This window comes from Edwardsiella tarda ATCC 15947 = NBRC 105688 (assembly GCF_003113495.2).
Taxonomy (GTDB): Bacteria; Pseudomonadota; Gammaproteobacteria; order Enterobacterales; family Enterobacteriaceae; genus Edwardsiella; species Edwardsiella tarda.
In genome coordinates, this window is sequence record NZ_CP084506.1 from 1,517,369 (window position 1) to 1,541,586 (window position 24,218).

At 56.9% G+C, this 24,218-nt stretch carries 23 protein-coding genes and 1 pseudogene; 12 read left to right on the forward strand and 12 right to left on the reverse strand.

Features of this window, described 5'->3' with window-relative positions; genetic code table 11:
* Positions 1 to 30: 30 nt before the first annotated feature.
* From DCL27_RS07030 to DCL27_RS07065, 8 genes are all read right to left on the reverse strand, one after another.
* Positions 31 to 1,203, reverse strand: coding sequence for a type III PLP-dependent enzyme (locus DCL27_RS07030; RefSeq protein WP_005293996.1), 1,173 nt, complete (start codon positions 1,201 to 1,203; stop codon positions 31 to 33).
* Positions 1,200 to 2,960, reverse strand: coding sequence for an IucA/IucC family protein (locus tag DCL27_RS07035; protein ID WP_005286899.1), 1,761 nt, complete (start codon positions 2,958 to 2,960; stop codon positions 1,200 to 1,202). Before DCL27_RS07035 ends, DCL27_RS07030 begins: the two co-directional genes overlap by 4 nt.
* Positions 2,935 to 4,119 carry an MFS transporter gene (locus DCL27_RS07040; RefSeq protein ID WP_035599078.1) on the reverse strand — a complete coding sequence of 395 codons (1,185 nt, stop codon included), beginning with the start codon at positions 4,117 to 4,119 and terminating at the stop codon, positions 2,935 to 2,937. Before DCL27_RS07040 ends, DCL27_RS07035 begins: the two co-directional genes overlap by 26 nt.
* A 1-nt stretch (position 4,120) precedes the next feature.
* Positions 4,121 to 5,833 carry an IucA/IucC family protein gene (locus tag DCL27_RS07045; protein ID WP_035599075.1) on the reverse strand — a complete coding sequence of 571 codons (1,713 nt, stop codon included), beginning with the start codon at positions 5,831 to 5,833 and terminating at the stop codon, positions 4,121 to 4,123.
* Positions 5,830 to 6,999 carry an ATP-grasp domain-containing protein gene (locus DCL27_RS07050; RefSeq protein ID WP_228594490.1) on the reverse strand — a complete coding sequence of 390 codons (1,170 nt, stop codon included), beginning with the start codon at positions 6,997 to 6,999 and terminating at the stop codon, positions 5,830 to 5,832. Before DCL27_RS07050 ends, DCL27_RS07045 begins: the two co-directional genes overlap by 4 nt.
* A gap of 14 nt (positions 7,000 to 7,013) precedes the next feature.
* On the reverse strand, positions 7,014 to 7,811 hold the full coding sequence (locus DCL27_RS07055) for an HpcH/HpaI aldolase family protein (RefSeq protein WP_005286887.1): 798 nt from the start codon (positions 7,809 to 7,811) through the stop codon (positions 7,014 to 7,016).
* Between the two features lie 426 nt (positions 7,812 to 8,237).
* A complete protein-coding gene (locus DCL27_RS07060; RefSeq protein ID WP_035597901.1) occupies positions 8,238 to 9,017 on the reverse strand; it encodes an ABC transporter ATP-binding protein in 780 nt (259 codons plus the stop codon).
* The gene (locus DCL27_RS07065; RefSeq protein WP_047060779.1) at positions 9,017 to 10,045 is read right to left on the reverse strand and encodes a FecCD family ABC transporter permease; all 1,029 of its coding nucleotides are present in this window, start codon (positions 10,043 to 10,045) and stop codon (positions 9,017 to 9,019) included. Before DCL27_RS07065 ends, DCL27_RS07060 begins: the two co-directional genes overlap by 1 nt.
* A 397-nt stretch (positions 10,046 to 10,442) precedes the next feature.
* Between DCL27_RS07065 and DCL27_RS07070 the strand changes: the two genes are divergently transcribed.
* From DCL27_RS07070 to DCL27_RS07115, 10 genes are all read left to right on the forward strand, one after another.
* Complete coding sequence (locus tag DCL27_RS07070; protein ID WP_005286872.1) at positions 10,443 to 10,706, forward strand: type B 50S ribosomal protein L31; 264 nt, start codon at positions 10,443 to 10,445, stop codon at positions 10,704 to 10,706.
* Positions 10,703 to 10,828 carry a type B 50S ribosomal protein L36 gene (ykgO, locus tag DCL27_RS07075; protein WP_005286868.1) on the forward strand — a complete coding sequence of 42 codons (126 nt, stop codon included), beginning with the start codon at positions 10,703 to 10,705 and terminating at the stop codon, positions 10,826 to 10,828. The genes DCL27_RS07070 and ykgO overlap by 4 nt, the downstream gene beginning before the upstream one ends.
* Positions 10,829 to 11,391: 563 nt before the next feature.
* The gene (locus DCL27_RS07080; RefSeq protein ID WP_035597906.1) at positions 11,392 to 11,667 is read left to right on the forward strand and encodes a hypothetical protein; all 276 of its coding nucleotides are present in this window, start codon (positions 11,392 to 11,394) and stop codon (positions 11,665 to 11,667) included.
* Entirely contained in the window at positions 11,654 to 12,295 is a 642-nt protein-coding gene (locus DCL27_RS07085; RefSeq protein WP_005286863.1) for a GNAT family N-acetyltransferase, read from the forward strand. The genes DCL27_RS07080 and DCL27_RS07085 overlap by 14 nt, the downstream gene beginning before the upstream one ends.
* A gap of 30 nt (positions 12,296 to 12,325) precedes the next feature.
* Positions 12,326 to 12,934 carry an NAD(P)H oxidoreductase gene (locus DCL27_RS07090; RefSeq protein WP_005294013.1) on the forward strand — a complete coding sequence of 203 codons (609 nt, stop codon included), beginning with the start codon at positions 12,326 to 12,328 and terminating at the stop codon, positions 12,932 to 12,934.
* A gap of 42 nt (positions 12,935 to 12,976) precedes the next feature.
* Positions 12,977 to 14,104, forward strand: a complete 1,128-nt coding sequence (locus DCL27_RS07095) for an alkene reductase (protein ID WP_035597917.1) — start codon at positions 12,977 to 12,979, stop codon at positions 14,102 to 14,104.
* Between the two features lie 142 nt (positions 14,105 to 14,246).
* Complete coding sequence (locus tag DCL27_RS07100) at positions 14,247 to 14,699, forward strand: cupin domain-containing protein (protein WP_005286855.1); 453 nt, start codon at positions 14,247 to 14,249, stop codon at positions 14,697 to 14,699.
* A gap of 45 nt (positions 14,700 to 14,744) precedes the next feature.
* Positions 14,745 to 16,220 carry an MFS transporter gene (locus DCL27_RS07105; RefSeq protein WP_005294018.1) on the forward strand — a complete coding sequence of 492 codons (1,476 nt, stop codon included), beginning with the start codon at positions 14,745 to 14,747 and terminating at the stop codon, positions 16,218 to 16,220.
* Between the two features lie 432 nt (positions 16,221 to 16,652).
* Entirely contained in the window at positions 16,653 to 18,218 is a 1,566-nt protein-coding gene (locus DCL27_RS07110) for a PTS transporter subunit EIIC (protein WP_080582827.1), read from the forward strand.
* Between the two features lie 12 nt (positions 18,219 to 18,230).
* On the forward strand, positions 18,231 to 19,610 hold the full coding sequence (locus tag DCL27_RS07115; RefSeq protein ID WP_035597920.1) for a family 4 glycosyl hydrolase: 1,380 nt from the start codon (positions 18,231 to 18,233) through the stop codon (positions 19,608 to 19,610).
* Here DCL27_RS07115 and DCL27_RS07120 read toward each other — a convergent pair.
* Positions 19,594 to 20,358, reverse strand: coding sequence for a MurR/RpiR family transcriptional regulator (locus DCL27_RS07120; RefSeq protein ID WP_035597923.1), 765 nt, complete (start codon positions 20,356 to 20,358; stop codon positions 19,594 to 19,596). The genes DCL27_RS07115 and DCL27_RS07120 overlap by 17 nt on opposite strands.
* Positions 20,359 to 20,424: 66 nt before the next feature.
* Between DCL27_RS07120 and DCL27_RS07125 the strand changes: the two genes are divergently transcribed.
* Positions 20,425 to 21,156 (forward strand): MFS transporter, encoded by a 732-nt coding sequence (locus tag DCL27_RS07125; protein WP_146196426.1) that lies wholly within the window; start codon positions 20,425 to 20,427, stop codon positions 21,154 to 21,156.
* A 3-nt stretch (positions 21,157 to 21,159) separates the two neighbouring features.
* Positions 21,160 to 21,591, forward strand: coding sequence for an MFS transporter (locus DCL27_RS07130; protein WP_035597928.1), 432 nt, complete (start codon positions 21,160 to 21,162; stop codon positions 21,589 to 21,591).
* On the opposite strand, the pseudogene DCL27_RS17710 reads toward DCL27_RS07130, so the two are convergent.
* From DCL27_RS17710 to DCL27_RS07150, 3 genes and pseudogenes are all read right to left on the reverse strand, one after another.
* Positions 21,588 to 22,496, reverse strand: a pseudogene (locus tag DCL27_RS17710) (LysR substrate-binding domain-containing protein). The gene DCL27_RS07130 and the pseudogene DCL27_RS17710 overlap by 4 nt on opposite strands.
* A 75-nt stretch (positions 22,497 to 22,571) precedes the next feature.
* On the reverse strand, positions 22,572 to 23,795 hold the full coding sequence (locus tag DCL27_RS07145; protein WP_035597930.1) for a cytosine permease: 1,224 nt from the start codon (positions 23,793 to 23,795) through the stop codon (positions 22,572 to 22,574).
* A gap of 24 nt (positions 23,796 to 23,819) precedes the next feature.
* A complete protein-coding gene (locus DCL27_RS07150) occupies positions 23,820 to 24,212 on the reverse strand; it encodes an allophanate hydrolase-related protein (protein ID WP_035597932.1) in 393 nt (130 codons plus the stop codon).
* Positions 24,213 to 24,218: the final 6 nt, after the last annotated feature.

The window sequence follows — 24,218 nt, forward strand, 5'->3', positions numbered from 1 at the left end:
GTGATCGGGACAGGATGGTGGCCATGGGTCTCATACCAGCCAAACCGTGTGCGGCGCGGCGTGCATCAGGAAGTGCCGATGAGAGATGTTCCAGGCGTAGGCCCCCGCCAACGGGAAGACTAGCCAGTCACCCGGAGCCAGTGCGGATATGGGTTGGCGACGCGCGAGCACATCCTTGGGCGTGCATAGCTGGCCGACGAGGGTGACGCGTTGATCGCGGATTTGCGCGGGCGTCTCGCGGCGTACCACCTGGAATGGATGGTCGTGCCCCTGGGCCACCGGGGTGCGGAAGTGGTGAGTGCCGCCATGGCCGATGGCGAACCACTCGCCCAAGTTACGTTTGATGTCCAATACCTCCATAACATAGTAGCCACAGGGGGCGCTGATGTAGCGTCCGCACTCGAAGCGCAGCAGCCAGGACGTCGCCTGGCAGGCGTGGCGGACGGCGGGCAGGCGTTGGCAGAAGTCGTCCCAGTCGAAGTGGTGGCTCGGATCGCGGTAGTTGATGCCGAAACCACCGCCGAGATTGACCATCTCGATCGATAACTGAAATTGCCGGCACCACTGCCCGACCTGTGTCAGGCAGTGCTGGATCAATGCCAGATGGTTGTCGACGCTGAGTTGGTGGGAGAGTAGATGGAAGTGGAACCCGCGTAGCCTCAGCCAGCGGCAGTCGGCGATCAACCGCAGCGCCGCGGCCAGATCGGTGGTGTCCAGGCCGAAGGGCGTCGGCCTGCCAGCCATCATCAGCGGGGTATCTGTCCCGCCGGGTAAGGGGATATTCATCCGTAATAACAGGGGCAGTACCTGGCGCCGCTGCTCGGCCAGCATGGCCAGGCGCTGCAACTCGCTGAGGCTCTCGACATGCAAGGCGTCGACTTTCAGCTCACAGGCTAACGCCAATTCGCTGGTCAATTTGCCGGGGCCGCCGAACAGTAATTTGCTGTCCAGCGACTGCTGTGCGAGCCAGGCCAGCTCCCCCCCGGAGGCCGCCTCAAAGCCATCGACCCATGGTGCCAGGGTGCGTAGGATCGGCGCTTCGGCGTTGGCCTTGGCGGCGTAAAATAGCTCACAGCCTATGGGTAGCCGATGTTTCATGTCGGCGATGCGTTCACGCAACGCCGTGAGATCATACAGATAAGCACAAAACGGGCTGTGTTGCTGTTGCAGCTTACGGATTTCACGTCGTACGGCGGGGGTCATGGACGGCTCCTCATCGGATGGGCTAAGGGGGTGTAGTCGGACTGCCGATCGCGACGTTGCAGTAGTCGCGTCCGCAGGTTGTTTTTGCTGGGGAGCGGAGCGCCTGCCAGTAGCGCGGCGATCTCCGGCTGATGGCGCCAGGCTTGCAGATGGTGCGCCAGGCGATCCCAGAGGCGCTGCTCCAGCGAGCGATCGCCGTCCGCCAAGCGGAATAGAGCCTCGGAGAGGTGATTGACGAACAGGCAGTAGGCGATGCGTTGCCAACCCTGATGGCGGCTATACCACACCGACTGGCGAGCCGCGTCGGACAGGGAGGCCAGGCGGCTGGCATCCCATTGGCTTCGATCGAGCTTGGTTCCCTCCAGGTCGCGTAGCCACAGGCGGCAGGGCAGGTGCGCTTCCAGCCCGATCAACACATTTTGTAGATGCGGCTCGAAGACAATCCCCTGGTCGAAGAAGGCCGACAGGACGCTGGGGAGTAGCAGGCTCAGATAGCGATCCAGCCAGAGTTGCGCCGTCTCCGCGTACTCGAGACCGCGTAGGGCGGCCAGTTCTCGGATAAGGTGGCGCAGCGGGCTGTCACCGTCGCGGTCGAGGCCAAAGAGAGTACCGGCTAGGTGCGCCTGGTCGCTCTGCCGAACGCTGGGGGGCAGAGCCTGGCGATACAGGATGCCGAAACACTCTTGCAGGTGGCATACCGCCGCCTGTTCGTGCGCTTGGGCGAGGGGGCTGAAGTCGAGGGTCGTCGCGTTGGGTTCGCGCAATATGCTCAGGCCGGGAACCGCACGCTCAAGCCACCGGAAGGCGTCGTCGAGCAGGGCGCTTAGGGTGACGGCGCTCTCGAGTTCGTACCAGGCGTTCTTGCGCACGCAGTTGGTCAGCCGTACATGGATCGAGCACTTGAGGAACCACGGCAAGGTGGGGTGAAACAGGGTACGCACCGATGAGGTCGGTAGCAGCGCCGTGCCGCGTGCGCCGAGCGGGGTGATCATCCCCTGGCGGACGGCGCGGAGGTACAGCGGAGAGCGCATAATGTGCTCGACTTCCCAGGGATGGCAGGGGTACAGATTGTGCGCACCGCTCAATTCGTACAGTAGCGCGCCGATGTCGTCGTGTCCTTGCTGGCTGAGCAGACAGGGATCGATGCGAAACCAGAACAGCGGAAAGCGGGCGCCGACCTCGGGGGAACAGGCCAGCAGGGCGCGTGGGTCGACGCCGCTGCGGCTCTTTGGACTGGGGTGCAGCGGATGTCCCCAGATCAGGCTCTGCTCACTGCCGATGTAGTCGGGCGTCGGGCGGAAGTCGTCGGCCAGGAAGGTCGCCGTCACGGCGCTACTGTTGGCGATCTGCTCGGCCAACTCCGCGTTATGATCCACCCCAAGGCGTGCGGCCATCTCGCGTTGTAGTAGCGCGCAGGCCTGTGTTGGCGTCAGCGGCCGCCAGGCTTGGCCAAAGCGTTTCACAAAGGGGACCTGATCGAAGTCACCACGTCCCAGCAGGCTCCAGCGTCGCGCCTTGACGGCCAAGAGGCAGGCGCTCGCGGGAAGCGTCAGGCGTATGGGCTCGCCCTCTATTAAGGGAGAACTCAACGCCTGGGGGATGTCGCCACGTGGGCACAGATGTACGCCGTCGTCGCCGAGGGCGAATTCGCGGATATAGCAATTGAGCAGGGCGGTAAAAGTGGCGTGGCAGGCCGCCGTGTAAGGCTCGCGCTGCTCGCTGGCGACAGGGTTAGGCGTCAGGGCATCGGTAGTCATGGCAAGGCTCCTTAAAGGGGAAAAGCAGGCAGAGCGCCAGCGCGGCCAGGGCCGCGGCGGCAGAGGCGATAAACGGGGCGGCCGGCGAGAAGCGGGCGCTTAAGCCGGCAGCACACAGGCCTGCCGCGACGCCGGCCCATTTGGCGCTGGCGTCCAATTGCGCCAGACGGTAGGCGGCATCGTGGTCACGCAGACGCGTGGCGATGTGGCGATTGAGGCCGATATAGGTCATCAGCATTCCCAGTCCGAAGAGGGTACGGGCAGCCAGTAACGCGGCGATGGTGCTGAGGTGACCTTGCCATAGGGCGGACAGTGCCAACATGCCCAGTCCCCAGGCGAGCGGGCGCCGCGTCGCGCGCGTCCGTTGCACCATGGGGAGCAATAACAGATACAGCAGATGAGGCCAGCTATAGAGCACGCCGATCAGCGCCGGTTGCCTGACCCAGCCCTGGGCGTAGGGCAAGAAATAGGGAAAGGTGGTGACCATGGCGAAGCTGAACAGAAATTGTAACGTGAGCAGGATGCCGTAATCCGTCGGCGCGGAAGAGGGGGATGCGCGCCTGCGTCGCTTGGGGAGCGCGCTCGGTGTCGCGTGGTGCACGCGCTGATCGTCCGGTAATCCCAGGCTGAGCAACAAGCCAGCCAGCGGCAACAGCGCGAGCCATAGCCAGAGCGTTTGCGCCGCGTGTATCCCGTCTTGCCCCAGCGCCAATCCGAGGAGTGGTGGGGCGCTTAGCAGGGCCAGTCGAGCAGAGAACTGTGTCCAGTTGAGCGCGTGCGCCAACGCTTCACCCGGATAGTGACGGTACAGGTAGCCATTGGCGGCGGCCAAGGTCCCACCGGCCAAACCTTGCAGGAGTAAGGCCATGATCAGCCAAGGCAATGAGGGCGCGGCGCCAGCCAGGATGAAGGCCAGCGTTAGCCCCAGCAGCGCTCGTTGTAACGACAGGCGGCAACCATAGCGATCGGCGAAGCGCCCCCAGAACGGTGCGCTCAGCGCCATGACGACCGTCGGTAGCGTGTAGAGCAGGCCGATCCAGGGACTGGCGGGCGCAATGTGGAAACCGCGCAGTAGGGCTGGCAGAAACAGCGGTACGCCGAGGACGGTGAACGCCGCGAGAAAATGGCAAGCCAGAACGATAGGCAGGATCGGTACCATGCTACGCCGTCTCGCTACGCAGGAAGTTCGGGCCGCTGTGGCCATAAAACTTATTGATGTCCGCCGCCCCCGAGGCGCGCTTACTGAGCAGGCTGCCGCTTTGTAGGAGATACTTCACCGGCTGACGGGGATCGTCGAACAGCACGTGGCGCGCAAAAGCGGTCTCGACGCCCTGACTCGCCAGCTTCTCCAGGGTTTGTGCCAGGGCTTGACGCAGTGTTCGATAGGCGGCGGAACGCTCCAGTTCACCGGCGGCGGCGAGGCTTTCCAGCACGGCCGCCAGATCGAGTTGTAAGGTGATGGTAATGAACATCTGCGCCAGCGCCTGCTCGTCATCCACGCAGATACGTTCGTCGCGCAGCAGAACGAGGCGTTCGGCCAGATCGGGGCAGGCGGCTCGAAAACGGGGCGGCCATAGGCGGGCGGCGTCGTTGTCTTTCATCATCAGCGTCAGTGGCTGACCGGGAACCAGGCTGAGCATGGCGTTTTGTTGATTGGACTCTAGCGCGATGCCGTAACGTAGCCAGAGGGTCAGGTGGACCTCGGCCATTAGCGAACAGTATTCCTGCCACCATGCGGTGAGTGAGGGCATGCCGGGTTGAGCGAGCACGAAGCGCAGGTAGCTGCGTCCATCGGGTAGCCGGCTGCCGAGGGCTGCCACCGGTGCCAGCGTTTCGTCGGCGCGAGGCGCCGGGTAGCGGCGCAGTAGGAAGGCCAGTAGCCTATTGTCGCCGACGTGAGCGCCAACGCTTTCGTCGACGTGGCGTAGACGTCCGCACAGTAACGGATCGCGTCGCGCCAGCCGTGGCAGAAGGTCGGCGAACCATTGCCCGTCATACAGCGTCGATGGCTTGATGAGACGTAGATTTTTCTGCCCTAAGGTGCGCATCGCCAAGGGAACCTTGATATGGCAAGTGGGGTCGTCGGCGAGCTGGACGGTGCGGACCGATAGCGTGGGATAGACCGTGAGATACGCCGCGGGCGCCGCCAGGCTGCCGGGCGGTAGCGCGTCGAGCTGTGGCCAGGTCAGTGGATGTACCGGCAGCAGGATATGGTGGGCGACGAGACGAGGATCCAGCCCAACCTGTGCCGGTTGCGGCCACCAGGTTGGCAGCGGCTGATCGTCGCAAAGGGTCACGGCTGCGCGGGGGACGGCCAGCCAACGCAGGGCGAAGCTGGGGGCAAACTCAGGGGCGTAGGCACGTAATTGCTCGGCGTTGAAGCCGAACTTGGCGCGGGCGGTGGGGTAATAGGGGTGGTCGAGGAAGCTGGCCATGCGATCGGCATGGCGTAGACGCTCGCCCCAGCTACAGCGCGCCAGATCGGGCGTTAAGGCGGCGGCCTGTTCGGTGAAGATGGCGCGGCAGAGTTCACCCTGCTGACAGGCGGCGTCAGCCTCGGCACGGTAGGCGGCATACAGCTGGCGCGCCTCGGGATCGTCCGCCGGTGTCAGGCGTGTCAGCCATGCCTCGTAACCTGAACAGTCACGCCACTCCCCGGCGTGCCGCTCCTGCCAGTGGGGGGCGGCGGCGCGCCAGGATTGCATATAGTCATGCGGGAGCACAGCCAGGCGCAGTGGGACGGAGAGGTGCGTGGCGTACAGCCAGTGGATATCCCCCTCTTGGCGCAGCGTCGCCTGGCTCACGAGGCCGGCGACATCCTCGCGAAGGCAGGCGTCGATGATGCGCTGCGTAATATAGTGGCGTTGATTCATTGCGCGATCTCCCAGGTTAGTGAGGGCAGGGCCTGCTCACTCAGCGCTTGTAGCTGCGGTCGATCCGCCGCTTGCAGGTAGAGCACGCCCAGATAGTCTTTGTTGGAGTGGGTCTGTTGGATGCGCTCGCCACGGCGACGCAGCGCTTGATAGCTGACGCCGGGCGGACAGTGCGGTGCCGGTGGACGACGCAGGATGCCAGCGCGCTCGGCGACCAGATAGTGGATTAGCGCCACCGTCGCAGGCAGCTCGATCTCGGGTAATGCCTGGCCGAGATGGAGGCGCAGAATAGGGGCGAACCAGCCTGAGGGCAGTAGGCGATCCAAGAGAAACTCTCTTCCATCGCCGATGCTGCGATAGTTGATCTCAACCAACACGGGGCCGTGTGGACCGACGATGAATTCGCTGTGGCATACACCGAGCCCGACGCCGAAGCGTTGCAGTTGTGCCAGCGCTTGAGCTTGCCAGCGTTGACTCTGCTCCCCTGGCCAGTGCGCCTGGGTTTCGATGAAATAGGGGGCAGCACCGAGGGTGACGTCAAAGCCACCGATGGCGATCAGCCGCTCACCGTCGCCTAGTGTCTCGAGAGTAAACAGGGGGCCTGGAAGATACTGCTCTAACAGAATCGTACTGCCGGGCGGGAAGGCGTCGCGCGCCGCGGCTAATTGCGCGGGGTTCTCTACCCGAGTGACGTGCAGCGAGGCCACGCCTTGGCTGGGCTTCAGCACTAAGGGCCACGGCCAGTCGGGGTCGATGGGCGTATCGGGCAACAATGGCAACGACCAGACGGAGGGGAGTCCTAGGTGCGCCAGCCGCTGGCGCATGCGCCACTTCTCTTTGGCGGCGTAGCAAATCGGCCATGGCTTGCCCGGTAGTTCGAGGGCGGCCGCGGCGATGGCGCAAGCGCTCTGGAGATGGTCACTGTTGCTGAATAGACCGCAAGGCGTGACTCCCAACGCCGTCAGGGTCTCTAGGATGGCGAGCGGATTAAAGACGTCGCATGCCGTCAGATCGATATTGCTGTCGAGTCGGGCGCGGTGTTCGGCGGCGCGATCGGTGAGTAGCAGTATGGGTAATCCCAGCCGCTGAGCCGCAGGAATAAAGCCATCGATGAGTGCGGCATTCACGACATGGCTGACGATGACCAGAGGTGCAGAGTGAGACATAGGCAGTATCCGTGTTACAGGGTGAGGGCGGCGCGAGAGGTGCCGCGGGATGTCGCGGCACAGAGCGTGTCGCGCCGTTGGCGTAATGTGCGGAACAGCAGGCCACGGTCCTCGCCGCATAGCCAGGCGCTGATGCCGGCGCGTTGCCAGTAGGCTTGCTGTTGCTCGTTGCGCGGATTGGCACAGAAGGGTATGCCGGCGGCGCGGCAGCGGCGGGCCAATCGGCGCAGTTGGCGGGTTACCAGCGGATGAGTCGGCTGGGCACCTAACCCCAGACTGAGCGCGAGGTCTAGCGCGCCCTCGAGGATCATGCTGACGCCCTCGAGCGCCAGTAGCTCATCGAGTAGGGCCAGCCCGGCAGGCGACTCGATCATCGGGATGAGAACCAACCCTTGATTGGCCTGGTGTAGATAGTCGTCCAGCGGACGGCTACCGAAGCCGGTGACGCTGCCACCGGTGATACCGCGTCGTCCGAGTGGTGGGAAGCGCATGGCATCGCGTGCCGTGCGTACCTGTTCGATGGATTCGACCTGGGGGAGTACGATGCCGTGGGCGCCGAGATCTAACACCCGACCGATACGCTTGGCCGTGGCGTCAGGGACGCGTACCAGCGGTGCGCAGCCCTGGTTCTGAGCAAGCTGGATGCAGTGCTGTAGTCGCGTTTCGTCGTGAGCCAGGTGCTCCATGTCGAGGATGACAAAGTCGTAGCCGGCGCAGGCGATCATCTCAACCAGCATCGGATGCAGCAGTGAGTTGAGAATGCCAAATACCGGCTGGCGAGCTAACTTAGCAGAGAGTGATAATTCTAACATAATTATTAATGATAATAGTAATGATTCTCATTTTGTTGATGTTAGCGAGAATGGTTGGGGTGAGAAAACGAATAAATGTTGCAAATTGTTTCAGAATGGGGCGAAGCCAGAGGGGACGCGGCGTTCGCCATAAAAAAATATAACATTATGTTTGTGAAGGTTATTTTTTGATGCGTGGATGCGTGGATGCGTGGATGCGTGGATGCGTGGATGCGTGGATGCGTGGATGCGTGGATGCGTGGATGCGTGGATGCGTGGATGCGTGGATGCGTGGATGCGTGGATGCATTGAGACATGGTGATGTGCAGATCTAAGGATAGGGGGACATGGCGCCGTGGTGGCAAGGGCGGATATGACGCGTGCTAAGCGTTAAGAGGGCGATAGGACTCGCTGCGGCGCGCAGGCGTGGCGCAGCGAGTCGGAGGGCTAGCGTAGCGGCGGCGTGCTGAGTCCATCGATTATCAGTTGGGGATGCCCTGAGGAGCAGGACTCGACGCGAGCCTGGACACCATAGACCTGGGCCAGATGCGCCGGGGTGATCACCGACTGCGGTGGCCCGTCGGCGATATACCGCCCGCGCGCGAGTAACAAGGCGTGATCGGCGTGGCGCAATGCGATGTTGAGATCGTGCAACACGACGAGGGTCACGATGTTACGTCGTTGAGTCTCCTCGCGCAGCAGCGTCATCACATGGAACTGGTAGTTGAGATCCAAGGCGCTGAGCGGCTCATCCAGCAACAGTAACGCGGGGCGACGGATCAGCGATTGTGCCAGTCCAACCAGCTGTTTTTGCCCGCCGGAGAGGGCATCGAGATGATGTAGCGCCAGATGGTCGATCCCGAGGCGAGTCAGTAGCGCCAAGACAGCCTGCGGGTCGGCGCGCGCCTCACCGGCGGCGCGCTGTGCCACCAAGACTGACTCCAGCACACTCAGGCGTACGCCATCGGGCAGCGACTGCGGCAAATAGACCACCTGGCGGCTACGGTGCGCCGGTGTCAGGCCCACTAACTGTTGGCCATTGAGCCGCAGGCTACCGCGCGCCGGGTGTAGCCCGGCCAGCGCGCGCAACAGCGTCGATTTTCCGCAGCCGTTGGGGCCGAGTAAGGCGCAGATTTGTCCACGCGCCAGCTGTTCTACGCTGAGGCGTTCAATGACCGTACGCGCACCATAGCCAGCGCTCAAGGCATCGATCTGTAGACCCTGCATTATACACGCCCCCGATGACGAAAGATGATGCTGAGGAAGAAGGGGACGCCGACCAGCGCGGTGACGATGCCTACGGGTAGCACGACGCCGGAGAACAGATTTTTGGCGGCGACGGAGGCCAAGGAGAGTACCAATGCTCCGCAGAGGGCGCTGGCGGGCAGGTAAAAGCGATGATCTTCGCCGAATAGGAGGCGCGCGATGTGCGGCGCCACCAAACCAATGAAGCCGATCGGCCCGACGAAAGCGACCGCCAGCGCCGAGAGGGTGCTGACGCGTAGCAGGGTGGTCAGGCGCAGCCGGCGGACGTCGATGCCAAAGCTGCTCGCGCGCTCCTCCCCGAGGCGTAGCGCGGTGAGTTGCCAGGCGCTACGTAGGGAGAAGGGAAGCAAGAGCAGTAAGGCGGCACTCAATAACGCTAACTTTGTCCAGGAGGTCCGCGCCAAACTGCCCATGGTCCAAAACACCAGCCCTTGCAGGGTATCTTCGCTGGCGATGAATTGCAGCATGGCGACCAGGGCGTTGAAGGTGAAGACCAATGCGATGCCGAACAGGACGACGCCGGAGGTGGCGACGCCACTCCAGCGGCTGACGACATACAGCAACAGGGTGGCCAGTAGGGCGCAGAGGAAAGCATTGGCGGAGATCGCCCACTGTGCATCCAATCCGGGCAGCGATAGCCCCAACACGATGGCCAGGGCGGCGCCGAGGGCGGCGGCGGAAGAGACGCCCAGGGTGAAGGGGCTGGCCAGCGGGTTATTCAGGATGGTCTGCATCTCGGCGCCCGCCAACCCCAGCACCATGCCGACCATCAAAGCCATCAGTGCATAGGGTAAACGGATATCCCAGACGATGACCCGCGTCGCGGGATCGGCGGCGTCGGGGTGCCAGAGCGTGTGCCATAGCGTAGCCGGGGAGAGGCCAGAGGGGCCGAGGGCGAAGTCCAGTAGCAGCGAGGCGACGATGGCCGCCAACAAGATGGCGAGCAGTGCCAAGCGTCGTCGTAGCTGTCGGCGGTAGGCGCTTTGCATGGTGTGGCTGTGGTCCACCGGCAGCGTTGCCAAGGCATCATGCGCTGATGCGGCGGCAACGTCTCCCTGGCGCGTGTCGAGGGGCAACGATGAGGCGTAGTGAGTTTTCATTGACGATAATACCGTGAGCGGGCTCTTTGTTGATAACGCTAATCAATATCGGTAACAGTGTAAATGAAAATTATTTAACATTGTGCGGCGTTAGGGATCTCGCAGTGCGCCATGGTGGGTTGGCGTGTCCCTGCGACGCCAGGCAGTGCGCCTTGATAGGACGCCTTCTCCCTCCGATGACTTGGGCCGCGCTGTGATCGGGCGTGATATCCGGGCTTGCTAATCCGTGGTGACTTCCATTACACTGCAAAAATCATATGTTATAACATAACAAAATGGAGTTGAGATGAAAAAAGGTATCCACCCGGCGTATCGTCCGGTGTTGTTCCACGACATCGCGGCCGATGCATTCTTCCTGCTAGGCTCCACCATTGCCACTCAGCGTAGCTATCGTTGGCATGATGGTCGCGACTATCCTTATGTGACCCTGGATGTCTCCAGCGCCTCGCACAGCTTCTATACCGGGAAGCAGAAACAGGTGAGTCAGGATGGACAGGTCGCCCGCTTTACCCGCCGTTTCGGCGCACTGACCGGGGGGACGCGCGGATGAAGGTCTTGGCTTCGTTAAAGAGGGCGAAACAGCGCCACCCCGATTGCCGTATTGTGCGTCGCCACGGCAAGCTGTATGTCATCTGTAAGAGCAACCCTCGCTTTAAGGCGCGTCAGGGCTGAAAGGCCCATGTGCCGTTCGACCCGCCGCACGGGCGGGAAGAGCAGGCGAGGATAGCATGGCGCGTCTATGTGGAGAGGGGCTCGCGCCATGAGCCTTTTCTCTCCGCGCGCCATGATCGCGAGCGCGATGGCATCTCCTGTCCCGCTTTCCTCTTGCGCGTCGAGATCTGACTGAGCGACGACCTCACGGACAACACCGTTGATGATGCCCCGCGACTTGCCGTTGCAACCTGGCGATCTTCGGCCTGTGGCGGCCGGGTGGTGTGGTTGCGGGTGGTGTTGATAGTCGGGGGATCGCCATCTGGTCAACGGGATCTCGCATACCACCATCGAGCCGCTGCGGCCCATTCGCATGCCTCTCCTCTTAGGGCCACCCCCAGTGAATCATCGTGGCGATGACGGCCAGATTGGATCGATCGCAGTCGACGCCGCCGGCGGGGCATCGTCAGCGCAAAATACTGTACCGCGCTATACCACTCATTCATTGTGACTCGCATCGTTGCACCCACGTTGACACGCCTGTAGCCGCGGGCCGCGCTGTAGGGTGGCGGGAGCATGCCGAGATGGAATCTGTTGAGCCTTTCCTGCTGATATTCCTCAAGATATTTTCACGGAAATCATATAATGCATTGATTTTATTTGAATTAAATCATTATGCACAAATTGAGCGACTGCTCATTTTTAATATTGAGCAACCGCTCAATCGTGTGTATAGTGCCCACATTACTCGCGTGACGCTGACTGAGACACGCCACCTGAGTGCTCGCGCGGCGAAAACGATGCGCTGGACGAGGGACAACCTAATAATAAGGAAATGCTACGGTGATGAATTCTATTGAGATAGCCGAACTCTCGCAGATCGATGGCGACGCTTATGCCCAACTGACCACGTTGATTATTAAAACATGGGAGTATGACGATTGGCTGGAGGATGATCAGGTCTCGCCGATGGCCGAGTATTTTTTAAATGACATTATTCTCTCATCGCAAAAAATTTATGTGGCGCGCTGCGCGCAGCAGATCATCGGCATTATTACCGTCGGCCAATCGCCCGACTTTCTCTATGAGAGTCAATTTAGCTATAAGCGATTGACGGCGATGTCGGCGTTGATCGCTCGTAATGGTAAAAGTGAGGTGTTTGCGCAATATATTGATACGTTACGCGTCAATCAGCGGTTATTGCAGCGTACACATCGTCACTATCATGCGTCATTGAATTTCTTTGCCATCGATGCCCAGTTCCGCGGCTTAGGACTCGGGAACCGTTTGTACCATCAATTTATTACCTATCTACAGGCACAAGGTATCGATACCTTTTTTGTCTTTACGGATAGCTCGTCGAATTATCAATTTTACGAGAAGAAGGGACTGCACAAGATCGCGAGTGAGACGTTCTATTGGCGGGATGAAGATGAAGTCGAGGAGTATTATCTGTATGAGGGACATCTCGCGGCGACCTTCCGTTGAATAATGAATCCAGGAATCAGAGGGAACAAGATGAAAAAGATCCATATGATTTGGGCTAATCCACGTGCCGATAGTTTGACCGCGCAGATCGCCGCGCGCGTAAAAGATCGGGCGAGTGCCTATGACATGAGCGTGCGGGAGACAGATTTATATCGTGTAGGGTTTGATCCCCGACTAGGCGAGGCGGATGAGCCCGATTGGCATAATCCAGGCAAGATCTATTCACCCCAGGTGCAGCAATTAGCCAGCGAGTTATCCCCTAATGATTTAATGATTATCATCTTTCCCGTCTGGTGGTACGCCATGCCGGCAATATTAAAGGGATATATCGATCGGGTCTGGAATCATGGCATCACCTATGGTGCCGGGAGTTCACCGCCGGCGAAAAAAATCCTCTGGGTTGCCTTAGTCGGGGAGACCGAGAGGGGATTTATTAAGCGAGCTAATGACCAACATATGGCACAACATCTTAATGCCAATGTCGCCAGTTTTAATGGCGTAAAGGCGTCGGAGGTGCTGTTTCTGTATAACACCATCGCTGAAGAGGTGGTTGATTTGCCCGGCCATTATCATGCCCTTATCGAACAAGCCGAGCAGGCGCTGGAGCGGCACATCTCGGCCTATATTTTATCTCCGTAGTGTCAGCGTGTTTTTTACTATTTAATTGGATTAATTTAATTTATGCAGAATGATACCCTTTTTTCTCCACTACGCTTAGGTGATCTGGATTTAAAGAATCGGATCGTGCTACCGCCCTTAACACGCTGTCGCAGTGAGCAACCCGGCAATATTCCTGGTGCTCTGATGGTGGAATATTATCAACAGCGTGTCGGTGCCGGGTTGATGATTACCGAAGGCACACAGATCGAGCCTCGTGGTCAAGGATATGCCTGGACGCCGGGGATCCATAGTGCTGCGCAGATCGCCGGTTGGCGTCAGGTGACGGAGCGTGTGCATCAACAGGGTGGGCTGATCTTTTGCCAGTTGTGGCACGTGGGGCGTGTCTCGCATGTCGCGTTACAACCGGATGGTCAGCCGCCCGTTGCGCCCTCGGCATTGTCCGCTACGTCGGTGCGGGTCTTTATTGAAACGGCGCCAGGTGAAGGAAAACTGGTACCGCCCTCGGAACCACGCGAACTTTCTACTGCCGAGGTGAAGGCGTTGGTTACGCTGTATAAGCAGGCCGCGATCAATGCCAAACAGGCGGGGTTTGATGGCGTTGAGATACATGCCGCTAATGGCTATTTAATCAATCAGTTTATCTCGGAGCACACAAACCAGCGTCGCGATGAGTATGGCGGCTCGCTGAACAATCGCCTACGTTTCTTGCGGGAGATCGTGCAGGCGGTGAGTGAGGTCTATGACAGCCAGCGTATCGGGGTGCGCTTTTCGCCGCTATTCAGTTCGACGGATGAGGAGCGCGTCTATTTGGGGTTGGTGGAAGCCGATCCCCAGGCAACCTATATCGCCGCCGCGCAACTTTTGCAGGATTTACGTATCGGTTATCTCTCTATCGCCGAGCCCGATTGGCAAGGTAGCGAGGGGCTACCATTAACGTTTCGCCGCGCATTGAGGAAGGCGTTCTCGGTACCGATTATGTATAGCGGTCTGTATACGGCGGACAAGGCACGGCAAATGTTAGCCAGCGCTGTCGGCGATATATTCGGTTTTGGTCGACCCTTTATCGCGAATCCGGATTTACCGCGCCGCTTAGCGGAGGATCTCCCACTGAATACATTGGACGCTACGACCTTATATGGCGGTGGACACAAAGGGTATGTCGACTATCCACTGTATCGTGACGCGTAACGGACGCAATTAATCTCCGTGAGGCTATACCGTTAGCGACGTCATCCTACTGCAAGTTGTCTGCCACGCGGATGAGTCGCCACGCTATAGCCGGTATCCGATGTGCTGAGTCACCCCGGTCATTATTTAAAGGAATTAAACGATGAAAATATTATTTTTGGCGTGGACTACGGCGTTGTTCTCGCTGACGGGTCAGGCCTATGCGGCTCCCACGTCTGCTGAACCGCTCGCTATCTTGGATAAGGCGCGCTCCGATATGACGTTAGCGCAGCTGGATGACTGGGGCGATCTCTCGCAGCTGCAGGCCACCCTTCTTGACGGTGATGGGAAAATCTATGGTAAATATCTTATTAATGATCCAGCGCGTCGCGTCGATGCGGGTTATTTTGCCGTGAAGCAGAATAAGTTCAGTATGACATTTCCTTTCTCAGAGTTAGCGACCGTGTTGCAGGGGAGTGTGACCCTAACCAATAGCGCGACGGGCGAGCGTAAGACTTATCACCCAGGGGATAGCTGGATTATTCGTAAAGGGACGCCGATCGTCTGGGAGACGCACTCTGCTGAGTTTGTTAAATACTATTTTAAGGTCGAATAAACGACGCGCCGATCGGTGCACCACTTCGGGATGGAAAGATTTTTTATGTTCACGTTAAAAAAGATAACGGTATTATTCGTTATTATCTTAGTCTACTTGCCCGTGTCGCTGGACGCGACCATTTTGCATGTCGCAGTGCCGACGTTAAACCGTAGCCTGAATTTAACCAGTAATCAGCTGCTGTGGGTAATCGATATTTATGCCTTATTGATGGCGGGATTATTGTTACCGATGGGCAGCCTCGGTGATCGCATCGGTTATAAGAAGCTGATGCTGGTCGGCGTGCTGATCTTCGGCTTGGCGTCGTTGGCGGCGGCGCGCTCTCAGAGCGCGCAGATGCTGATTGCCTCCCGAGCGCTGTTGGCGCTGGGGGCCTCTATGATCTTACCGGCGACGCTCGCCTGTCTGCGCGATGTCTTTACCGAGAGTGCCGAGCGTAATAGGGCGATCGGCGTGTGGGCCTTTGTCGGCGGTGGTGGCGCGGCATTGGGGCCGCTAGTCGGCGGTTATATCCTGAATCATTATGATTGGACGTTAGTGTTTTTGATCAATATTCCCATCGTGCTGCTCTCTATCCCCTTGATCGTCTATCTGTTGCGACGCCAAGAGACAAATAACCGGCAAAGCATCAATCTATTGCAGGCGCTGGTATTCATTAGCGCGATCATCGCCATCGTCTTCGGTCTTAAGCATGTCTTCGCGGCATTGACGTTTTTTAACCTGGCGGTGTTGCTCATCGGTCTATTGGTGATGTATGGCTTCATTCGCTTCTCCCTGCGGAGTGAGCATCCGCTGATCGACTTCTCCCTGTTTGGCAACCCGATGGTGTCGACCAGTACCGTGGTGGTGGTATTTTCGATGGTGGCGGTGGTGGGGTTTGAGCTGTTAATGGCGCAAGAGTTGCAGTTTACTCATGGCTATTCGCCGTTACAGGCAGGCCTCTTCATGTTCCCCTTTATTCTGTCGTTTGGCCTCTCCTCCTTCCTGGTGGTGATGCTGCTAAACCGACTCGGCTTTAAACTCACGGCCTGTATCGGATTAGTCGTGGGGGGCGCGGCCCTGCTGAGCCTGGCGTTGATCGATGTGACGGCAGCCTATGTGACGTCGACGCTGTTGATGATCCTGCTGGGGGTTGGCCTGGAGATGGCGTTCCTGTCGGCTACCTCGACCATCCTGGCGGCGGCGCCGAAGGATAAGGCGGCGGCGGTGGGGGCGATCGAAGGGATGGCCTATGAGTTGGGCACCGGCCTCGGCGTGACCCTATTCGGGATCCTGCTGTCGCTGTTCTATGTCGGCAATCTGCGTGAGCGTCTGGGCGAGATGGCTCCCACCGAGTTCGGTAGCTCGCTGGGGGAGACCATCCAGGTGGCCGCACAGCTGAGCCCGGATAATCGGGAGACGGTGCTCAACATCGCCAGCGAGGCCTTTCTGTCGGCGCATAGCACGGTACTGATCATCGCCAGCCTGATCCTGTTTCTGTTGGCCGCGCTGTCGTGGCGCCTGATCCCGGCGAGATCGTGAGGTAGGCAGGCGCGGAGGATATTCATCATTCAGGGGGCGCGGATCAGCGAGCGTCTCCGCTTTTGAGCTCCTCTCGCTGAGGTCACACTACCCTAATATCCGTCTGTCGGCGTAGGGTTATGCTCCCTCCGTCGATTGACGTGTTCTCTTACATCCCGCCCTGGTCTCAGCGATGTCGCGGGTGAGATCCATTGTTCTCTTTTTCCTGTCCGTGATGTCGAATCAGCGCCCCATGCTTGCATACTGAGGTGTGAATGCGTGTGCTCATCTGTGATGTATATCGCACTAAGATCAGAAACAGGTATTCACTTTGAGTTAACTCGTGCCTATTTCCTGCAACGGGTTTCTATCATCTACCATCATTGCTATAAATAAATCGTTGGAATAATTATTTGATAAATGCCAGCAGTCTCATAAATATAAGGAGTGACCATGTCTGTAACCATGCGTCAGCATATTCTGGCGGATATGCAAAGATTCTCCAGGGCCATGATCGGAGCCGTTTTATTTCTACCGGTGATCGGACTGATTTTAGCGTTAAGTTCGGTACTAACCAATCCTACACTTATTTCTGAAAGTAGTTTTCTACATCAGGTCGGACAGCTACTTGGCGATACCTTCTGGCCTCTATTTGGTAATTTAGGCTTACTATTTTGTGTCGGCATCAGCTACGGCCTAGCGAAAGATAAAAAAACCGAGGTGGCATTGGTTGCCGTGATGTGTTTCATTATGTTCTTAGGTGCGAATCACTCATGGTTGGAACATACCCAGGGTGTCGCTGAAAAAGTCAATGGTGAATATTATGGTACCGGGCAAACACAACTGTTAGGTTTTGTGGTGGTCGATATGGGGATCTTTTTAGGGATCATTCTGGGTTGTACCATCGCTTGGGTCCATAACAAGGTTTCGACGATTGAGTTGCCGGGAGCGTTATCCATGTATGGTGGCGCGAAGTTGACGTTGATTGTGATGACGCCGGTGATTATTTTCTATGCCATAGCCTTAACTTGGTTTTGGCCGATCATGACGCATGGTATTAGCGCGTTAACCAGCTTTATGAAAAATGCGGGGGTGATCGGCGTCTTTGTTTATGGCTTTTTTGAGAAGTTTCTTATCCCTACAGGGCTGCACCATTTTGTCTGGTCTCCTTTTCAGTTAACTCAGATTGGCGGTACGCTAAACGTTGATGGTCAGACGGTCTCTGGCACACAGGCTATCTTCTTAGCCTATATGCGCCATCCAGATTTGACGCCGGTGATGGATGCGGCATTACGCTTCTCTCAGCAAGGGATGACGACCATCTTTGGTTTATCTGGTGCGGCGTTAGCCTTCTATCATACCGCTAATCCCGAGCGCAAAAAGATGGCTAAGGCGATCCTGTTGCCGGCCATTATTACCTCGATCCTGACGGGGATAACCGAGCCTATAGAGTTTACCTTCCTGTTTGTCTCACCGCTGTTGTGGGTGATTCACGCGACGCTGACGGCAGCGTCACAGGCGCTGTGTGATTTGTTGAGCGTGCGTCCTTGGGGAGCCTCCGGACTGATTGAATTCTTGATTTATAACTTGCCGCTACCCGTCTCACTAACGCGTTGGCCGGTGTATATCCTGATAGGTGTCGGGCAATTTGCCGCCTACTATGTAATTTTTAGAACGCTGGTTATCCGCCTTAAACTGAAAACGCCTGGTCGTGAGGATGAGGGTGAGGTGAAGTTATATAGTAAGGCAGACTATCATCAAAAACAGAGTCAAGCTGGGGGAGCCGTAACCGATGAGATTATTCGAGGGTTGGGTGGTAAAGAAAATATTATCTCCGTCGACAACTGTTTTACGCGCTTACGTGTAACGTTGCATGATCCGGAAAAAATCGATGAGCCATTATTAAAAAGCACGGGCGCAAATGGCGTGGTACGTAATCAGAATGAGCTTCAGGTTATTTATGGTGTACGCGTTGGACAGGTAAGAACCCGGGTGGATAACTGGCTAGCTAATAATTAATTGGGAGTTGTTATGAAATTAACCGTATTAGGCGGGGGCGGTGTTCGCTCCATATTTTTGGCGAAATCATTGGCATATAATGCTCATCGCATTGGTTTACAAGAGGTGGTGTTTCTCGATAATTCTGAAGATAATCTCAGTACTTTCGGTGAACTTGCCCGTTATGTCTTTAATGCTATCCGTCCGGATATTCACTTTACTCTGACAGATGATGCAATCCCTGCCTTACAGGGAAGTAATTATATCATTACTACGTTACGAGTCGGCGGAGATGAGAGTCGGGTGCGCGATGAGCGGATCGCATTAGCCCATAATACTTTGGGGCAAGAGACGACTGGTGCTGGTGGTTTTGCTATGGCGCTACGTTCAATCCCCGCTATTTTAGACTATTGCCGCTTGATTGAAAAACATTCTGCACCTGATGCAATTCTCTTTAATTTTACTAATCCTTCAGGGTTAGTAACCGAAGCGATTATTAAATCAGGATTTAAACGACCGGTTTATGGTATTTGTGATGCCCCCTCAGAACTCATTAGAGAGTTGCCGGGGATACTTGCCTGCTCTGCATCTGACTTAAGTGTCGAATGTTATGGCCTGAATCATTTTTCCTGGTTTCGCCATTTTAGGGTGCGAGGCGAGGATGTCACGGATAAGCTGATTAGTAATCCTGAGCTTTATCGTAAGACGACGATGCAGTATTTTTCCAAGGAGTTGGTGGAACTCTGTGATAAGCAGTTGCTGAATGAGTATTTATATTATTATTACTATCGAGAGGAGGCGCTTCAGGCAATTAAAAACGCACGAGAGACACGCGGCGAAATGATTGCGCGAATTAATCACGAGATGCGTGAGGAGCTCTCTGGTGTTGATGTGCACAAAGAGCCGGAGGTGGCTTTTGACATCTGGATGCGCCATTATCTGCGGCGTGAAAATAGTTATATGCAAAGTGAGTCCCAGCAGGAAAAATGCAACACACGAGCGGCACTGACGTTATCACAGTTCATCGCCGAGGCGGATAGCGGTGGCTATGCTGGCGTGGCCTTAGATATTCTTGAGGCGGTGACCAGTAGCGATACTAAGCGTATTGTTGTCTCGTTACAAAATCACCAAACATTGGATTTTCTACATCCTGATGATGTTATCGAAATTAGTTGCGACCTCAGTAAAGAGGGATTGAAACCGGTCACTCCAAGCCATGTTCCCGAGGCGCAGAAAAATATGATTCGCTGTGTTAAGGAGTACGAGCGTCTGGCTGTTGCAGCGATCTTGGCTCAGGACCGTAGCTTAGCCATCCAGGCATTAATGGCTCATCCATTGATTGGATCGTGGTCACTGGCGAAGCGATTGGTTGACGCTTATCTGAGCGAAGAGTCATTTAGTACTTGGCGATGATAGAGGTGGGGGCGTCATTATTCGACGGCGCCCCGTTGGGGTGCTGCCGAAACCACAGTTTGAGGAGATGTTCGAACCCTAAGATACAGTAGCCGAAGAAGGGGTTGCTCCAATAGATATCGTCGTCAAATTTTTGTGGGTCATGAATAATGATAGAAGTGTCAGCAGCTTGTGCCAGTGGACTTTGGTGATCGCCACTAAAACAGATTAATGCAATATCTTTACCCTGTAAGGCTTTGACCCAGTTTAGTGCCGAAGTACTTCGTCCAGACTTGGAGACCAACCAGATAGAGTCAAATTTTACTGAATTTTTTTGCTCTAAAATTTCATAGTCTGGCCATAAGGCGAGACTAGCATTTGCGCCAATCACCAGGAGCTTATTGTAAATATACTGTGCGATCAGCTGTGAGAACCCACTGCCGTGAATCAGGATACGATCATGATGTAAGCGTTCTAATAGTAGGGGGAGGTTAGCGGAGGGTTGGATATTCATAAAGTTAATATCATTGGTGATATCTAGTTTAGGCAATGTGATATTGAACTTAATAAAATAAACCAACTCCAACCAGCCGCTAAAATTTAATTTTTTTGCCAGCCTGACCAATGATGAGGGGTTACTATAGCAAAGTTCGGCGACCCGCCGTATGCCAACCCTCAGGCATTGCTCAGGATCGTTTTGGATGAAGCGTAATACCGTGATCTCGGTCTTGCTTAACTTAATGTTACGAAACACATTCTCCAATTCCATCTGTCACTTCCCGTTGATTCACTCCATTGTTCAATTAATAACAATTCTGATAGAGAACGACAAGAAATGAATAAAAATTTTTCGATCTTAGGGATGGTGTTTTTCTTATGGGGAAATATTACAGCGTTTACCAGTGTATTGATAATTTTCTTCTATCAATACTTCGCACTCTCTTGGCAGCAATCTATTTGGATTACGGTAGTCTTCTATTTGGCGCCATTCCTGGCCTGTCTGCCGTGCTCCCGAGCGATCGCGTGGTGGGGATATCGTCGCATGCTCTTACTGGCATTGTGTGGTACCGCTGTCGGAAGTCTGCTCTTAGCGTTGGCACTATGGCGAGACGCTTTTCTGGCGGCATTGATGGCGATGTTTATCGTGGCGACGGGTGTGGCGGCGATGCAGGTTGTGGCGAATCCGTATTTGGCATTGTTGAGTGCACCACAGCGACGGATCTCGAACTTATGTCTTGCCTCTGCGGTTAACTCGTTGGGCACGACGCTGGCACCGCTGGTGGTGGCGCTGTCGCTACGTTTGGCGCCTTTCGATGCCGTGGCTCGGGAACAGCCGATCAGTCTGTTATGGTTAGCGATCGCGTTACTCTCGTTACTCTTGAGCGGCGCGATTATCTGGTTCCGACTGCCCGATGTCGCATGTTCGCAGACCTCACTTTCGCTAGGGAGCGAATTAAGGCGCCATCGCCCAGTGTTGTATAGTGTTGCGGCGATTTTTATCTATGTGGGTGTCGAGGTCGCATTGGCGACCAGCCTGGTGAAATATTTCATGGTCAATAGCGGCTAGAGTATGGCCTTTGCCATGTCCTTGGTCTCCTTCTATTGGGGAGGCGCGTTGCTAGGACGTTTGGGCTATGGCTATATGGCGAAAAGCGTTAATCATGGCATGGCTTTTAGCGCGGCAACATTGGGTTGCGCTGTAGCAGTGGCATTAGCCGCTATCTTGAATAATGACATCGGTGGCTGGTTGCTCATTTTGACGGGGGCTGGAAATGCAATTCTCTATCCGATCATCTTTGGTCATACCATCGATAAGTATCCGGCAATCGCGCATCTTGCCGCTGCCGCCATGGTCATGGCGGGCATTGGCGGCGCGGTGATTCCATGGTTACAGGCTATCTGTATTGAACGTCTGAGCTTATCGTTGAGTTTTTTCTTTTTATCGCTGCTCTACTTGGTGTTGATGGTATGGGGCTGGCGGAACCTCGGCGCGCGATCTTAACTACCACCGCTTAGGCGAGCGATGATGCTGGGATGTTGTAGATAATCCATACACCAGTTACCCACCTTGCCCATACCATCGGAGCGCGCCGCCAGAAAGAGTTTGGTGGCGTGCTTGTGCTCCCGCATCGGTTTTTTCAGGATGCGGCCGCTATTCAGTAATGGCAGCGCCAGATGGTGGGGAATATAGCCGATGCCGACATTCTGTTCGATCAGCGCGATGGCGGTAGTAAAATCCGGGACGAACAGCGGCTTTTGTCCTTCAAGCAGCCAGGCCTGTAACGGAGGAAAATTGATCGCCGTATCGCGGATACAGACCGCCGTATGGTGGCGGAGCTCGGCGTTCTCCAGCGGATGGCGCGCGGCGGCCAGCGGGTGGAGCGGGCTGACCACGAAATCCCACTCCATTTGCCCTCACGCCTCGCTGATGATGCCCTCACTACTGGGCACGGCGTGAGGGGCGCCGATGACCAGATCGGCACGGCGGCTGTAGAGGGCGTCCCAACAGCCGTTGTACACCTCAAGATTGACCGTGAGGGTGGTGGTGGGAAATTGTTGTTCGAAATCGCGGATAAACGTCACTAGCACGGTATTGGGAATAATATTGTTGACCGCGATGGCGATCTCCCGCTCCACGCCGTCGTGGATCAGCACGGTGTTGCGTCGCAACGCCTCCATGTCGCCGATGATGGTGCGGCTATGTTCAATAAAGTAACGCCCGGCCGGGGTGAGTTCGATATAGCGCCCCTTGCGCAGGAATAGCGTCGCACCGAGCGCCTCTTCACTCTTTTTGATGGTATAGCTGATGGCCGATGGCACCTTATTCAACTGCTCGGCCGCGCTGGTGATGCTTTGATGGCGGGCGACTAACTGAATGATACGTAGGGTTTCGTCGGAGATGAACATAGGGCTTCCCTGTCGGCAAAGAGCGGCTGAACCCGGTATGGGTTCAGCCGTGATAGCGCCTATTATACGCGGGAATTAACGCCGTTGGTTGACTCGACTGAGCAACGCATAGGCGACACAGGCCACTAAAATGGAGTCGAGCGAGGGAATGGTCGTCAGGGTGAAGACCCCCTTCACCGTGAGGAAGCCGACGATGGCGCCGAGGATCCAGGCGGCGAAGGTCAGCAACTTAACGGCAGGCTCCTGGCTAAGCACCGTCTCCTGGTAGCCGTTTTGGCGGTAGAGGAAGAAGTCTGCGATATAGATCCCGGCGACCGGAGGGGTGGCGATGCCGAGGAACAGCAGGAAGGGAATGAACCACGCCATGATATCCAGGCTGCCGAGGAGGGTGGAGAGCACCCCCAGCGCCACGGTGATCTGCCACTTAGGCAGGCTCGGCCACAGGGTGGAGAGCACCAGCGTGCCCTGGAACAGGTTGCCGGCGTTCCCCGTGACACAGGCGAAGATCAGCAGCAGGGCGGCGGGTAACACCGCACCGAATACCGCCATCGCGCCCAATAATGAGCCTTGACCGCTTAGCGCGCTCGGTGTTGCACCGGCCCAATATAGCAGCGGGTAGGCGACCAGGAAGGCGATGATGGCGGCGATCAGCGCGTGCTTACGATCGTGGACGAAGCTACCGAAGTCGGGCAGGGTGGCGACCAGCACGATGATGGTGCCGACCACCGTCGAGACCGCTACGCCGGTGTTCATGCTGGCGACGGTATCCGGCACGCTCGTTGTGCTCTGGGTGGCGATATACAGGATGTAGCACAGCATCAGCGCGATGATCGGTACCGCGATCTGCGCGACGCGGCCCAGCACGGCGAAACCAAAGGCCGTCGAGGCGACGAAGATCACGCTGCCTGCCGCGACGAGCAGCGGTACTGGCAACGTCAGGCCATGTTGCGCCAGCAGATCATGCACCGAGTGACCGAACATATTGGCGGTGACGGTGATCCAGCCGAACAGGCTGATCGCCATCAGTACGTTGATGGCGATGGCGCCCCGTTCGCCGAAGGCATACTTTACGATGCCATAGGTGGGGAGACGCGCCTTCTCGCCGACGCTGATGGTGATCGCCGCAAGGACGGTCAGGATCAGCCCGCCCAGCAGTACCACGGTGATGAGGTTGCTGCTGGAGAGTTGATTCCCCAGGCTGGAGGAGGAGAGTAACACCGGCGTGACCGCGATCCCCAGGAGGATCATCGCGATGTGAAAGCCCGATGCGGTGTTGAGATTCGCTGCTGTTTTACGCATAGCTTGTTCCCTCTAAAAGGCACGTTACACGGTGTGGTAGTGTCCGGTGTATTTGCGCCAGCTGCCCAGGTCGGTGATCTCACGCTGTCCTTCGGTGAGCCAATTCTCCGCCAATACGCCTAAGACCTCGCTGCCATCGGCAAGCTTGACCTTACCGATGGTCAACCCGGCCGGTTCGCTCATCAGCAGTTCGGCAAAGCTGGCCAACGGCAGTGCCCAGATCTCCAGTTCGACCTGTGTGCCGCCTTGCGCCACGCGGATCATGCCCGGATGGCGATCGTTAATGCTCCATAGGCGGTAGTGGGCATCGGTGCGATCCTCACGGACGAAGACGCCGCCCGCCTGTTGCATGTTCTTGTTGAGTTCCAGGCCGCGCATTAGGGTGCCATTAACGGCCAGTAGGGTGGTGGTGGTCATGCTGTT